A 13,530-nucleotide genomic window follows, 5' to 3' on the forward strand; every position below is an offset into this window, starting at 1 on the left:
TCCCCGCTCCCCCCCCCCCCCCCCCCCCCCCCTCCCCCCCCCCCCCCCCCCCCCCCCCCCCCCCCCCCCCCCCCCCGCGGCGGCAGTGGGTCAGTCCCGCGGCTCGTCCTCGATCGTGCCGACCTGGTCCGGGTCCTCCGGCGCGGGCATGTGGCGGATGCTGTCGCTGCCCTTGTGGTCGTGGGCGCGGGAGTACCGGGAATCCAGCAGCCGCCCCAGTTTCTGCGCCGCGCCGGCGTACGCGTCGTCCACAGTGGTCGCGTGGTGGGTGACCGCGACCGGCTGCTTGCCGCCCGGTCGCGCCTCGATCACGCACTTCTTGTCGTCCGGCTTGCCGCCGCCGTCCTCGCTGAGGTGCACCTCCACCCGGGTCAACCAGCCACCGAACCGGGACAGACTGCCTTCCAGGTCGGTCGTCACGTAGGTGGCCAGCCGTTCGCCACCGTGGATGTTGTGGTCGGTGTTGACCTGGATCTGCACGAGCACCCTCCGAAGCTGGACAACGGTGAACTCCGTCAGTACCCACGAGGGCGCCCGGCTCAAACCCGGTGCGCACTTGACTTCGAGTCCGGTTGAACTTTTAGCCTTCGGACATGCGTGCGGTCATGGCCGGCCGGTTCGGCGGCCCCGAGGTTCTCGAGCTCGTCCACCTGCCTGCCCCGGCGCCGGGGCGCGGTGAGGTGGTCGTCGACGTCGCGGCGATCGGGGTGGGGTGGCTCGACGCCCGGATCCGGTCCGGCCACGGCCCCGCGGTGTTCGACGTCCGGCCGCCGTACGTGCCGGGCGGAGCGGTCGCGGGCACGGTCACCGCGGTCGGCGCCGAAGTGGACGACACGTGGCTCGGCACGCGGGTCGTCACCCGGTCCACCGCGAGCTACGGCGGCGGGTACGCCGACACGGTGCTCGCCCACGCCGACGCCGCCTTCCCGCTGCCCGACGGCGTCGATCCGCGCACCGCGGCGGCGCTGCTCGACGACGGGGCGACCGCACTCGCGCTGCTGGAGAAGACCCCTGTCGGGACCAGGGACCGGGTCCTCGTCGCACCGGGGCTGGGCGGCCTGGGCAGTCTCGCGATCCAGCTCGCCCGTGCGGCCGGCGCGCGGGCCATCGCCGGCGTGCGGGGCGAAGAAAAGCTTGCCCTCGCGGCAAAAATGGCCGACGACGTGGTCGACTACTCCACAAAGGACTGGCCGGAGCAGGTGCGCGCGATCACCGGCGGGCACGGGCTCGACGTGGTGTTCGACGGGATCGGCGGTCCGGTCGGCACGGCCGCCGCGGCGCTGCTCGCGCCCGGCGGCCGGTTCTCCGGGTACGGCATGTCCAGCGGCTCGGAGGCGGTGGTCGACCACGCGGAGCAGCTGACGGTGGTGGACATGGCCCAGCTCCCGGAGTTCTGGCCGGACAACGCGCGCCGGGTGGTCCACGTGCTGAACGAGGCCGCCGCGGGCCGGCTGACGCCGGTCATCGGCCGGACCTACCCGCTGGCCGACGCCGCGGCGGCGCACGCCGACATCGAGGCACGCCGGTTCACCGGCAAGCTCCTGCTGCTTCCCTGACCGGGCACGCGCGTCAGCCGATGCCGAGGGAACGGGCGAGGCAGGTGGACCACCAGCGCAGCTGGGGGTCCGGCGTGCCGGCCGCCCGGCCCGCGATCCCGGCACTGCGGCGGAAAGCCGGGCCGTACAAGGGTTCGGTGACCAGCGCCTGGTGAAGCGCCGCGACGGCGAGCCGGGTGTCCTCGACCGAGGCGGTGGCGGCGTCGGGGCGCAACGCGTGCAGCGTGTCGACGACCGGATCGAGCATCCCCGAGCCGTCGTCCCGCCACCCGGCCGCGTGGAGAGCCACGGCCAGCGCGCCGTAACCCTGGCGGTAGAAGGCGGCCATCGTCTCGACCAGCCGGCCGAGATCGGGGCCGCGGTCGAGCCAGGAGCGCAGCACGTCGTCCATCCCGGCCCGGATCTTCCGGCCGCCGTGGCGCAGCAGGGCTGCCAAGAGGCGGTCACGGGTGCCGAAGTGGTGGCTGACCCCGGCGTCGGTCATGCCGACACGGGCGGCGACGGCCCGGATCTGGACGGCGGCCACCCCTCCCTCGGTCAGCAGCCGTTCGGCGGCCTCCAGGATCAGGCGCCGGGCCTCGTCGGGCGGACGGCGCACGCGCTGAGGTGTCACGGCGGCGATCGTACCTTGACGCTTCAAGGTACGAGTCGTTACCTTGAAGCACCAAGGTAGGGGGTCGTCATGGTCGTCTTGCGGCACCGGAGCATCACTCGCCCTGACGCGGTTCTGCGCGGAGAGGAAGCCGGCGACGGGCCGACCGCGCTACTGCTCCACGCCGGTGGAGAGCGTCGCTCGGTCTGGACGCCGGTCGTCGACCTCCTCGTCGACGCCGGGTTCCGGTGCGTGGCTTACGACCAGCGCGGCCACGGCGACAGCGACGGCTCGCCGCGCACCCTCACGTCCTGCGGCGAGGACGTCGCCGCCATGGTGCACGCCGAGCCGCCGGGATGCGTCGTCGTCGGCGCCTCGCTGGGCGGGCTCGCTGCCGTCGCCGCCCTGGATGATCCGGCGGTGCGGACGAGGGTGGCGGGCCTGGTGCTGGTGGACGTCGTCCCCGGGCTCGAGCCGCGGCGGGCCCGCCGCTTCCTCGCCACCCTCCCCTTGCCCGGCGCGCACACCGAACTCGTCGAGGACATCTTCGCCCGCGTTCCCCGGCTGCGGGAGATCACCGCGGGGCTCGACCGGCCCGTCCTGCTCGTCCGCGGCAGCCACCACTCCCCCGTCACCGACGACGACGTCGACGGATTGCGGCACCTCGCTCCGCAGACGACGGTGGTCCGCATCCCCGGCGCCGGGCACCTCGTCGCCCGGGACCAGCCGCGAGCGCTGGCCGAGACGATCGCCGCCGGCACCGCCGACTGGCCGGCGCTGGCGCTCCTGCGCGAGCTCGGCGCGGCCGGAACCGACCACCCCGGCGGCGACCTCCTCACCCACCTGCGGCGGGTAGCGGACCTCGTGCAAAGCTGGGGCGGGAGCCCGCGCGTGCGTCTTGCCGCGCTCTGCCACGCCGTGTACGGCACCGACGGCTTCCCGCACCCGCTGCTGCCACCGGACCGGCGAGCCCGCCTGCGGGCGGCCATCGGCGACGAGGCCGAAGCCCTCGTTTACCTCTACGGAGCCTGCGACCGGAGCCGGACCTACGCCCGCATCGGCACGACACCGCTCCCGCTGACCGACCGCTTCACCGGCGAGACCATCCCCCTCGCGGGCGCCGACCTCACCGACTTCGCGGTGCTCACCATCGCCAACGAACTCGACGTCGCCCGCACCGCTCGCCTCGACGACTCGGCCCGCCGGGACATCAGGGAGCTCGTCGCGGCTTTGGCGGTCTACGTTCCCGACGTCTCCGCCCGAGCCCTCGGCGACCACCGGGGCCCGAAATAACCCCGTGTCCATTTCGGACGGCTTTCAAGATCATTTTGACGAGGAATTGTCACCTGTCCGATACCTGGCGCACCACACCCGGTGCCACTACCTTGATCGGCAGTCATCACCCCCGAAGATCATTTCCGGGAAGGAACAAGTCGATCATGGCCAACCGGGCCAGTGTGCTCGTCGTGGGCGCGGGGCCGGCCGGACTGGTGTTGGGAAATCTGCTGCGGGCCCGGGGAATCGACGTGCTCATCCTCGAGCGCGGCAGCCGTGAGCACGTCCAGACCCGCGCCCGAGCCGGATTCCTCAACGCGCACAGCGCCAGGGTGCTGACCGAGCACGGCCTCGCGGCCGGCATGCTCCGCGATGGCCGCGAGCACGGCACCTGCGCGTTCCGCTACGCCGAAAGCCAGTTCGAGCTGGACTACGCGACGCTCGGCCGAGGCGAGACGCACACGGTTTACCCGCAGCAGAACCTCGTCACCGACCTGGTCGGCGAATTCCTCGGCCGCGGCGGTGAACTGCGGTTCGGCTGCACCGTCACGAGCGTCGACCCCGAGACCGCCACCGTCGCCTTCCGCGACGAAAACGGCGCCGGCGAGGCGAGCGGGCGTTTTGTGGTCGGCTGCGACGGCAGCAACGGCGTGGCCCGGGCGGCCATGCCCGCGGCCCGGACCGCGCGGCACACCCGCGACCACGGCATCACCTGGCTGGCGCTGCTCGCCCAGGCCCCGCAGAGCATGCCGGCGGTCACGTATGCCATGCACGACAACGGGTTCGCCGGCCACATGGCCCGCAGCCCGCGGACGACCCGCTACTACCTCCAGGTTTCGCGCGAGGACACCCCCGAAGCGTGGCCCGACGACCGCGTCTGGGCCGAGCTGAACCTGCGGATGCGGGCCGACCGCTTCGGCCCGCTGCGCCAAGGGCCCATCGTCGAACGCCGTCCGGTGCGGCTGCGCTCGGACGTCGTCCACCCGATGCAGCACGCCCGGCTGTTCCTCGCGGGTGACGCCGCAAGCTTGATCAGCCCGTCGGCCGCCAAGGGCGCCAACCTGGCCATCCTGCAGGCGGAGGTCCTCGCCACCGCGCTTTCCGACGCGCTCGCGCGGGACGACGAAGCCGCTCTCGCCGCGTATTCGCGGACCTGCCTGCCCCGGATCTGGCGCGCGCAGGAGTTTTCGCACTGGATGATCGGCCTGCTCCACGCGCCGTCCGGCACCGATCCGGACGCCGGCTTCCAGCGGGTGCTGCGCGACACCCGGTTGGACCTCCTGCGCGACTCGCGGGCCCAGCAGGACCTCTTCGCCGAGAACTACGTCGGCATCTGACCACCTGGAGTTTGCCATGACCGCGACGATCGCCCCTGCGCTCGCGCCCGAAGACCTCACCCGCCTGACCGCCGCGACGGAGTTCGTTCGCGCCCACACCACCGATTCGGTCCTCGCCACGGCCATGCCGTCGCTGGACGAGACCGACCGGGTGGCGCTGGCCCGGCACGCGTCCCTCGCCCACGCCGCGGTGCTGTTGTTCCCGAGCACGCTCGACGGACTGGCCGCGGAGCTGGCCCGCCACGGCGTCACGACGGGCCCGATGACCCCGAGCACCGTGGTGCGCGACCGGCTGAGCCGCCGGTACGGGCTTCCCATCGGGGAGCTGGAGCTCGGCATCCTGCGCGCACCGGTGCGTGACCGGGAGGGCCGGCTGTGCGAGGTCGAGATCTTCGCACTCGCCACCCCGCCGGAGCTCGCCTTCATCGCGGCCGACGAACGCCGGCACGGCCGGGAGTGCCACGTCGCGCTGAGCGTTCCGGACGGCGACCCGTTCAGCCTCGCCGGGCTGAGGTCCGCGATCGCCGCCCGGATGAGCCCGGACGGCGGTGGGTACAACGACTACGAGAACACCACCGTCCTGTACTTCCGCAACGGCGACCACCCGGTTCCCGACGTCCGCCGCCTGGAGCTCAACTGCGCGGGGCGTTACGACCGGCTGCTCACCACCCACCGGCACGAGTCCGCGGCCGGCACGCGGCTACTGCGCCTGATGACCGGGGCGTGGGCCACTCAGGCGATCACCGCGGCCGCCGAACTGCGGATCGCGGACCACCTCGCCGCCGGCCTCGCCGACCTGCCCGGTCTGGCCGCCGCCACCGGCGCCGACCCGGACAGCCTGGGCCGGCTCCTCCGCTACCTGGCGACCCTCGGCCTCGTCCGCGTCTCGCCCGCCGGTTACGCGCTCACCGAGTCCGGATCCCTGCTGCAGTCGGACATCAGCGGGTCCCTCCGGCCGCTGGCGCTGATGTACGGCGGCCCGTTCTACCGGTCGTTCGCCGCGCTGACCGACGCCGTCCGCACCGGCGAGGAGTCCTACGCGAAGGTCTTCGGCGCTCACCACTTCGACCACATGGCCGCCGATCCCGCGCTGGCCGGGCTGTTCCACCAGTCCATGGCCGCGAGCAACGCGGTGTTCGCCGAACTGGTCCTGGTGGTCGACTTCTCCGCCGTGGGCACCGTCGTCGACATCGCCGGCGGCAACGGCGAGCTGCTCGCCCGGGTCCTGACGGCCAACCCGCAGCTGCACGGTGTCCTCGTGGAACGCCCGCACGCCTTGGCGTCGGCGGAATCCACGCTCGCGCCCCTCGCCGGCCGCTGCACCCTGGTCCCCGGCGACTTCACCGAGTCCGTGCCCGCCACGGGCGACGTCTACCTCCTGTCGCGGGTCCTGCACGACTGGAGTGACGACCGCTGCCGGACCATCCTCGCGACGTGTGCCGCGGCGATGCCCGACCACGCCGAGCTCCTGGTCATCGAGCGGCTGCTGCCTGAAGGCGGCGAAGTCGACTCCTTGGCGGTGCCATGGGACGTCCACATGCTCTGCAACGTCGGCGGCCGCGAACGCACGGAGTCCCACTACCGCGCCTTGTTCGCCGACGCCGGGTTTCAGCTCACCGCGTCCATCCAGCTTCCGCTGGACACGTACGTCTTGCGTGCCCGCAAGATCCCGAGCGTCACGAGCTAGGCCGGGCGAGGGCGCGTTCGACGTGCCGGGCGAGGAAGGTGTACACCCGCCGGACCAGGTCGGGGTCGCCGTCCATGAGGTCGTAACCGTGGTCCACGCCGCGGAGGTCGTAGTGCTCCACCAGGGCACCGGCCTCGGCGAGCTTGCCCGCGTAGGCGACCGCCTCGGCGCGTAGCCGGTCGTGCTCGCAGGTGATCACGAGTGCGGGGGCGATTCCGGTCAAGTCGTCGGCGTTGGCGCCCCACGCCGGGGACGCCAACGGGTCGGCGCGGCGGGCGAGGTCGGGGAGGTAGGCGGTGTTGAAGACTTCGCCCATCCACGGCCGGATCACCACCCGGTTGTCCCGCGCGGGTTTGTCCGCGGCCGGGGTGACCAGGTCCAGGGGCGGGTAGTGCAGCACCTGCAACCTGATCTCGGGGCCGCCGTCGCGCCAGGCGAGCCGGGAGGCCGCGGCCGCGAGCGAGCCGCCCGCGCTCTGGCCGCCGACGCACAGCCGGGCGCCCGCCCATTCGCGTTCGGGTGCGGCCGCCCACGTCAGCGCGTCGTGGATCTGCTCGCAGGGAGCGGGAAACCGCTGGTGTGGAGCGAGGACGTAGTCGACGTTGACCACGAACACCCCGGCGTGCTCGGCGAGGTAGCGGCACAGCGGATCGTCGGCGATCGGGCCGCCCAGCACAAAACCGCCGCCGTGAGCATTGACGTAGACGCCGGTTGCCTTGCCCGGTGGGCGGTAGAGCGTCGCGGGCATCGGCCCGTGGCGCGTGGGGATCGTGATTGTGGTGGTGCGGCCGGGAATCTCGGGGAACAGCGGACGCGCCCTCATCACGCGAGCGGCGGCGGCCGCCATCAGGCGAGCCACTCTGTCGGCGACGAACGGCTTCGACAGGATCGACACGGGTGACCTCACTCCCCGCCGGTGGTGATGGACGAGTGTCGGGCAAAGGCAAGTGTCCGGGCAACCCCGCACCCGGGTTGTCCGTCCGGAAAGCACCGATCGAGGAGGAACTCCCATGCGGAGGCTGTCGGCGCTACGGCTGCCAGTTCGTCGAAGGACTCGGTTCCCGCCGGTTCACCGCGAAGCCCCTCTAGGATGCTCTGGCCGCGGCCGGTCGCCGGGGGAAGAAGAACGCGACCCGCCGCTGGTAGTCGCGGTAGCCCGGGCGCTCCTGCATGCGCCGTTCGGTGCGCTTGGCGCCGGTCGCGAACATCAGCAGGTAGCTCATCACCGCCGGCGCCGGCAGCGTCCAGGCCGCGGCGGGTGAGGCGGCCGCGGCGAGCCACGCGCCGTCCCACACCAGGGAGTCGCCGAAGTAGTTCGGGTGCCGGGACCAGCCCCACAGGCCGGTGTCGAGCACGTCCGGACGCTCGTCCCGGTCCCGTTTCGCATACTCCGACTTCTGGTGGTCGGCCAGCGCCTCGAGCACCGCTCCACCGATCATCACGGCCAGCCCGGCGGGCGCGAGCAGGCGGCGGGCGCCGCGAGGCACGGCGCTCGCGGCGGCGAGCTGCACCGGGGCGGACACCAGCAGCTGGCTCAGCCCCTGCGTGACGAAGACCTTGCCCACCACCGCCGCGGTCGAGTCGCCGTCGAGGAACTCGGTGTAGCGCGGGTCCTCGCGGTCACTGCCGCGCAAGCGAGCCAGCATCTGCCGTTCCAGCCGCGCCGCCCACACGGTGGTGACCGCCGCGAGCGCCCAGCGACGGCGGGCGTCACCGCGCCCGGCCAGTGCGCTGCTCACGGCGACGGCCGCCAAGCCGGGCCCCCAGACGGCGTCGGCGTAGTCACGACGGCCCTTGCGCACGGCGACGACCGCGGTCGCGGCCTGCACCGCCGTCACGACCACGGCCGACAGCCCGGCCACCCGGCGCAGGTTGGCGATGTCCACCACCGGTCAGCGGCCCAAGCCGTTGAGGACCTCGGTGAGCTGCCGCTCGGTGTCGTTCCCGAGCTTCTCGAACACCACCTTGCCCAGCGGCGCCGCGAGCTTCGCGGCCCCCTTGAACTCCAGGTCGTTGGTGTAGGTGATGGCCGAACCGGTCCCGTGGATGGTGATCTCGATGGTCTCGGTGGACGTCGCGGTCTTGTTGCGCCCGACGAACACGATGCGGTCCCCGGTGAGCTCCTCCAGCGTGTAGGTCAGCTCGGTGCCGATCCCCGCGATCTTGGACGTGTTGTGCCACGACGAGCCGACCTGGACCGGTCCGGTGTCGTTCCGGGTGCAGCTTTCGGTGCCGGGGTCCCACTGCTCGGCGTGGCCGAAGTCGGCCAGGTAGGGAACGACGACCGCCGGCGCGGGGTCGACGGTGAAGGTGCGCGAAACGGTGGTCACCGGTGGGTCCTCTCCTCGGGTGCGCGATCTCCGACCGGTTACCCGGAATCGGCCGATCCACGCCCGGCCCGGCGGCGGCCGCCGAAAGATGCCCCGCGGGGGTGAACGGCCACGGCTCCTGTGGATCGGCTTAAGAAAGCGGCAGCGGCCTCGCGCCCCACCCGGCGCGCGCCGCACGATCGAGGGCATGGTGGTGCTCTCCGAACGAGCGGCCGTCCGGCGGCTGCACGACCGCGTCGGCTTCGGGCCGCGGCCCGGTGACCTGGACCGCGGGTTCGCCGAAACCCGCGACCGGTTGCTGGGTGGCGGGCCCGACGCCGGGGCGGCCGCGACCCCGATGCCCGATCCCGGACCGCCCCCGGACAAGCCGGCCAAGGACGCCGACAAGGCCGCGAAGCAGCAGGCCCGCCGGCAGGCGCAGGCCCAGGCCGCGCAGGCGGTGGGGTGGTGGCTGGACCGGATGGCCGCCGCCGACGTCGCCTCCGTCGAACGGCTCACCTGGTTCTGGCACGGCCACTTCGCCACCAGCGAGCAGAAGGTGCGCAGCCCGCGGCTCATGCTCGCGCAGAACCGGACCCAGCGTGAGCACGCCCTCGGCAGCTTCACCGACCTCGCCCGGGCGATGGTCGTCGACCCGGCGATGCTGCTGTGGCTGGACGGCAACAGCAACAAGGCCGGGAAGCCGAACGAAAACCTCTCCCGCGAGTTCATGGAGCTGTTCACCCTCGGGGTCGGCCACTACGGCGAGGACGACGTCCGCGAGGCGGCTCGGGCGCTGACCGGCTGGACCGCCAAGCGGGAGGCCACCGGCGCGCAGCTGGTCGCCAAGCGGCACGACAACGGGGTGAAGCGCATCCTCGGCGCCAGCGGCAACTTCGACGCACAGTCCTTTGTGGACCTCGTGCTGGGGCGCCCCGAGTCGGCGCCGTTCGTCGCCGGGCGGGTCTGGGCGCGGCTCGTGTCCGCGACCCCGCCGCCGCCCGACACGCTCAACCGGCTCGTCGCCGCCTACGGAAGCCGCCGCGACATCCGGGCGCTCCTGCTGGCCATCACGGCCGAACCGGCTTTCCGCGACCCCGCGACATCGCTGGTGAAGCAACCGGTCGAATGGCTCGCCGGCCTGCTGCGCGCGCTCGGCGTCCGCCCGGGAAAGCTCGACGAGAAGCCCCGGACGCAGCTGCTGGCGGCGTTGCGCGGGATGGGCCAGGTGCCGTTCCAGCCGCCCAGCGTCGGCGGCTGGGCGGCCGGCGGAGCCTGGCTGACGACTTCGGCGGGCCTGGCCCGGCTGCACGCGGCGCAGCAGGTCGTCGCGCACGCCGACCTCGGCGCCGTGGCGAAGGCGCGGGACAAGGTCGCCGCGGTCGGCGACCTGCTCGGGGTCGACGCCTGGTCCGACCGCACCCGCGCCGCGCTCGCCGCGGTCGCCGGTGACGCGCGTCAGCTGTCCACAGTGGCCGCTTGTGCCCCCGAATACGTAGTGAGCGGGTGACGATCGTGCAGCAGGTGAACCGTCGCAGGTTCCTCACCGCGACCGGGGTGACGGCCGCCGCGGCCCTCGCCGCCGGCGCCACCCAGGTCGACTGGAACCGGCTGATGTCGGCCGCGGAGCAGGACCCCCTCGACCCGGACGCGGGTGTGCTCGTCGTCGTCACCCTCTACGGCGGCAACGACGGGCTCAACACCGTCGTCCCCGCGGGCGACCCGGCCTACCAGGACGCCCGGTCCGAGCTGGCCTACCGCCCGGAGGAAGTGCTCGACCTCGGCGAAGGGCTGGGGCTGAACCCGGGCATGAAGGGGTTCAAGGGCCTGTGGGACACCCGGCAGCTGGCCGTCCTGCGCGGGGTCGGGTACCCGAAGCCCGACCACAGCCACTTCCGGTCGATGGCGATCTGGCAGACGGCCTCCCCCGAGACGTCGGTGCCGACCGGCTGGCTCGGCCGCTGGCTGGACGCCTCCGGCGACGACCCGCTGCGCGCGGTGTCGGTCGACCCGGTGCTCCCGCCGCTGCTGGCCGGAGAGCGCACCGCCGCCGCGACCCTGCCGGTCGGCGGGCTGAAGCTGCCGCAGGGCGCGCTGGGCACGGCGTTCCAGGGCCTCGGCGCCACGCAGGCCGGTGAAGGGTTCTGGCAGGCGCGCGCGGCGCGGTCGGTGACCGACCTGCACCGCGCCGCCCAGACCCTGGGCGCGGCCACGAAGGACGGCGAGAAGGCCGAGGGGGAACTGGCAGCCCAGCTCGACGTGGTCGCCGGCCTGGTCGAGGCGGGGGTGCCGACGCGGGCGTACTCGGTGTCGCTCGGCGGGTTCGACACGCACGCCGACGAGCGCGGCACCCAGCAGCGGCTGCTGACCGAGCTCGACGGCGCGCTGACCCCGTTCGTCCAGCGGCTGGCGAAGTCCGACCGCGGCAAGCAGGTCACGGTGCTCGTGTACTCGGAGTTCGGCAGGCGGGTGGCGGCGAACGCGAGCCAGGGCACCGACCACGGCACGGCGGGCCCGGTGTTCGTCCTCGGCCCCCGCGTCCGGGGCGGCTTCCACGGCGCCGAGCCGAGCCTGACCGACCTCGACGACGGCGACCTCAAGCTCAGCACCGACTTCCGCGATGTCTACGCGACGCTGGTGGAGGACGTGCTCGGCGCCGACGCCGGCCAGGTGCTGCCGGGGCACGCCGGCCGGGTCACCGGCTTGTTCGCCTGAGCCGGACCGGCTCGGGCCGGCTCACCCGGCGGACCCGGGCAGCCCGGCCAGCCGGAACCGGGCTCCCCCGCCCGGAGCGGCCTCGCACCACAGGTCACCGCCGTGTGCCCGGGCGAACCCGCGGGCGATCGGCAGGCCCAGCCCGGACCCGCCCTGGCCGCGGGCCGCGTCGAGCCGCACGAGCCGGTCGAAGATCCGCTCCCGCTCCGGCCCCGGGACCCCCGGCCCGGTGTCGGTCACCGTGACGCCGTCGCCGGTGACCTCCAGGGTCAGCGTCCCCCGGCCGTCCATCGCTCGGACCGCGTTGCCGCTCAGGTTGGCCACGATCTGCGTCAGCCGGTCCCGGTCGCCGAGCACGACCACGTCCGGGCCGGTGACCTCGACCCTGATCTCCGGCGCGGTCAGCCGGACCTGCTCGGCCTGCGCCGAAACCAGCTCCCGCAGCGGCACCGGCGCCCGGTCGAGCTCGGCGCCGGCGTCCAGCCGAGCCAGGTCCAGCAAGTCGGCGACGAGCTTCCCCGCCCGCTGCGACTCGCGGACCACCAGTAGCTGCAGCTGCTCCCGCTGCTCCCGCGGCGCGTCCGCCGGCTGCTGCACCAGCGCCTCGGCCGCCGCCCGCACCCCGGCGAGCGGGGTCCGCAGCTCGTGGGCCGCGTCGGCGACGAACCGCCGGGTCCGCTCCTCGGACGCCCGTGCCGCCCGCTCGGCGCCTTCGAGCGCGTCCAGGGCGGCGTCGAACGCGGCCGCGGCGCGGCCCAGCTCGGTCCCGGTCCGCTCCGGGGCGAGCCGCCCACCACGCCCGCCGGAGACGATCGACCGGGCCAGCCGGGTCATCGCGTCCAGGGGCGCGAGCGCGAACCGGACGGCCAGCAGCAACGCGACCGCGGCGACGACGAGCGCGGCCACCCCGGTGCCGGCCAGCACCCACCGCAGGCTCTGCTCGGCGGCCGCGACCAGGGACTCGTCCGCGGTGAGGGTCAGCTTCGCGCCGTTGATCCGCGGCGGCCCGGACAGCGTCGCCCGCACCTGGCGGATCCGCGCGTCCGCCGGCAGGTCGTTCACGCCGAGAAAGGCGCCGTCCGGCAGGGAAAGCGAGGCCTGCACGCCGCGGGTCTCCAGCCGCCGCAGCAGGTTCTGCGGCGCGACGTTCTGTTTCGCCAGCTGCTGGGCCAGCTGGACGCGGGCGGTGAGCACGGCGTTGACGTCCCGCTCGGCCTGCGCGCGGAAGACCGTGTCCACCACGAGCCCGACGGCGACCAGCACCACGGCCAGCACCACCAGCACGGTGACGGTGACCCGGCGGCGCAGCGAAGCCGTGCGCAGCCCCGTCACGGCTCGCCGCGCAGGACGTACCCCTGCCCACGCACCGTGTGCAGCAGCCGCGGCCCGTGCGCCTCGAGCTTGCGGCGCAACGTGCTGACGTTCACCTCGACCAGGTTCGGCGCGTAATCGCCGTACCCCCAGACGGCCGTCAGGACCTGCGTCTTGGAGACCACCCGGTCCCGGTGCCGGGCGAAGTAGACCAGCACCTTCCACTCGGTGGAGGTCAGCTCGACGTCGGCGTCGCCGTAGCGGACCCGGCCCCCTTCGACGTCGACGACCAGGTCGCCGACCTCCACCGCCGGCGGCGTGCGCCCGGTCCGCCGCAGCACCGCGGTCACCCGCGCGACCAGCTCGTCGAGCACGAACGGCTTCACGACGTAGTCGTCGGCGCCCGCGCCGAGCCCCCGCAGCCGGTCCTCGACGCCGTCCCGCGCGGTCAGCATCACGACGCCGGCCGCCGACACCCGGCGGATCACCCGCAACAGCTCGAACCCGTCCCGCCCCGGCAGCATGACGTCCAGCACGACCAGGTCGGGCCGGGCGCGGGCGAGCTCGGTCTCCAGGTCCCCGCCGTCGGGACGGGCCCGGACCGAGAACCCCGCGGCGGCGAGCGCGGCCTCGACCGGGACCCGGATCGCTTCGGCGTCCTCGATCACCAGGATGCGCGGGACGCCGGGCGCGGCCGGCCGCCGTGCTGCGGTCACGTCGTCCATCGGCCCCAGCGTAAGGGAGCCGT

13 protein-coding genes are annotated in these 13,530 nt (G+C 73.8%); 6 read left to right on the plus strand and 7 right to left on the minus strand.

Annotation, left to right across the window (positions count from 1 at the left end; translation table 11 throughout):
- Window positions 1-90: 90 nt before the first annotated feature.
- Window positions 91-486 carry an HPF/RaiA family ribosome-associated protein gene (locus ACZ61C_RS45980; RefSeq protein ID WP_465314305.1) on the minus strand — a complete coding sequence of 132 codons (396 nt, stop codon included), beginning with the start codon at window positions 484-486 and terminating at the stop codon, window positions 91-93.
- Window positions 487-593: 107 nt separating this feature from the next.
- Here ACZ61C_RS45980 and ACZ61C_RS45985 point away from each other — a divergent pair, with 107 nt between their 5' ends.
- Complete coding sequence (locus ACZ61C_RS45985) at window positions 594-1,556, plus strand: zinc-binding dehydrogenase (protein WP_465314306.1); 963 nt, start codon at window positions 594-596, stop codon at window positions 1,554-1,556.
- Window positions 1,557-1,569: 13 nt separating this feature from the next.
- Here the strand turns inward: ACZ61C_RS45985 and ACZ61C_RS45990 are convergent, their stop codons facing one another.
- Window positions 1,570-2,169, minus strand: a complete 600-nt coding sequence (locus ACZ61C_RS45990) for a TetR/AcrR family transcriptional regulator (RefSeq protein WP_465314307.1) — start codon at window positions 2,167-2,169, stop codon at window positions 1,570-1,572.
- Between the two features lie 69 nt (window positions 2,170-2,238).
- On the opposite strand from ACZ61C_RS45990, the gene ACZ61C_RS45995 reads away from it, so the two are divergent.
- The 3 genes from ACZ61C_RS45995 (at window position 2,239) to ACZ61C_RS46005 (ending at window position 6,447) form a co-directional block, all read left to right on the plus strand.
- Window positions 2,239-3,441: an alpha/beta fold hydrolase gene (locus ACZ61C_RS45995; protein ID WP_465314308.1), complete on the plus strand. Its 1,203-nt coding sequence runs from the start codon at window positions 2,239-2,241 to the stop codon at window positions 3,439-3,441.
- A 146-nt stretch (window positions 3,442-3,587) separates the two neighbouring features.
- Entirely contained in the window at window positions 3,588-4,760 is a 1,173-nt protein-coding gene (locus ACZ61C_RS46000; protein ID WP_465314309.1) for a 4-hydroxybenzoate 3-monooxygenase, read from the plus strand.
- Between the two features lie 16 nt (window positions 4,761-4,776).
- A complete protein-coding gene (locus ACZ61C_RS46005) occupies window positions 4,777-6,447 on the plus strand; it encodes a methyltransferase (RefSeq protein WP_465314310.1) in 1,671 nt (556 codons plus the stop codon).
- Here ACZ61C_RS46005 and ACZ61C_RS46010 read toward each other — a convergent pair.
- The 3 genes from ACZ61C_RS46010 to ACZ61C_RS46020 all read right to left on the minus strand — a co-directional run bounded on the left by ACZ61C_RS46010 (window position 6,437) and on the right by ACZ61C_RS46020 (window position 8,777).
- The gene (locus ACZ61C_RS46010; RefSeq protein WP_465314311.1) at window positions 6,437-7,342 is read right to left on the minus strand and encodes an alpha/beta hydrolase fold domain-containing protein; all 906 of its coding nucleotides are present in this window, start codon (window positions 7,340-7,342) and stop codon (window positions 6,437-6,439) included. The two genes, ACZ61C_RS46005 and ACZ61C_RS46010, sit on opposite strands and share 11 nt — an antisense overlap.
- Before the next feature lie 190 nt (window positions 7,343-7,532).
- Window positions 7,533-8,333, minus strand: coding sequence for a DUF1295 domain-containing protein (locus ACZ61C_RS46015; protein ID WP_465314312.1), 801 nt, complete (start codon window positions 8,331-8,333; stop codon window positions 7,533-7,535).
- Window positions 8,334-8,339: 6 nt separating this feature from the next.
- Window positions 8,340-8,777 carry an SRPBCC family protein gene (locus ACZ61C_RS46020; RefSeq protein ID WP_465314313.1) on the minus strand — a complete coding sequence of 146 codons (438 nt, stop codon included), beginning with the start codon at window positions 8,775-8,777 and terminating at the stop codon, window positions 8,340-8,342.
- A 187-nt stretch (window positions 8,778-8,964) separates the two neighbouring features.
- Here ACZ61C_RS46020 and ACZ61C_RS46025 point away from each other — a divergent pair, with 187 nt between their 5' ends.
- Window positions 8,965-10,266 (plus strand): DUF1800 domain-containing protein, encoded by a 1,302-nt coding sequence (locus tag ACZ61C_RS46025; protein ID WP_465314314.1) that lies wholly within the window; start codon window positions 8,965-8,967, stop codon window positions 10,264-10,266.
- Window positions 10,263-11,471 (plus strand): DUF1501 domain-containing protein, encoded by a 1,209-nt coding sequence (locus ACZ61C_RS46030; protein WP_465314315.1) that lies wholly within the window; start codon window positions 10,263-10,265, stop codon window positions 11,469-11,471. Before ACZ61C_RS46025 ends, ACZ61C_RS46030 begins: the two co-directional genes overlap by 4 nt.
- 21 nt (window positions 11,472-11,492) lie before the next feature.
- Here the strand turns inward: ACZ61C_RS46030 and ACZ61C_RS46035 are convergent, their stop codons facing one another.
- Together ACZ61C_RS46035 and ACZ61C_RS46040 are read right to left on the minus strand one after the other, a co-directional pair.
- Window positions 11,493-12,803 carry a sensor histidine kinase gene (locus ACZ61C_RS46035; RefSeq protein WP_465314316.1) on the minus strand — a complete coding sequence of 437 codons (1,311 nt, stop codon included), beginning with the start codon at window positions 12,801-12,803 and terminating at the stop codon, window positions 11,493-11,495.
- Window positions 12,800-13,507 (minus strand): response regulator transcription factor, encoded by a 708-nt coding sequence (locus ACZ61C_RS46040; RefSeq protein ID WP_465314317.1) that lies wholly within the window; start codon window positions 13,505-13,507, stop codon window positions 12,800-12,802. The genes ACZ61C_RS46035 and ACZ61C_RS46040 overlap by 4 nt, the downstream gene beginning before the upstream one ends.
- Between the last annotated feature and the right edge of the window lie 23 nt (window positions 13,508-13,530).

The sequence above is a fragment of the Amycolatopsis sp. NPDC104587 genome, from assembly GCF_055583645.1.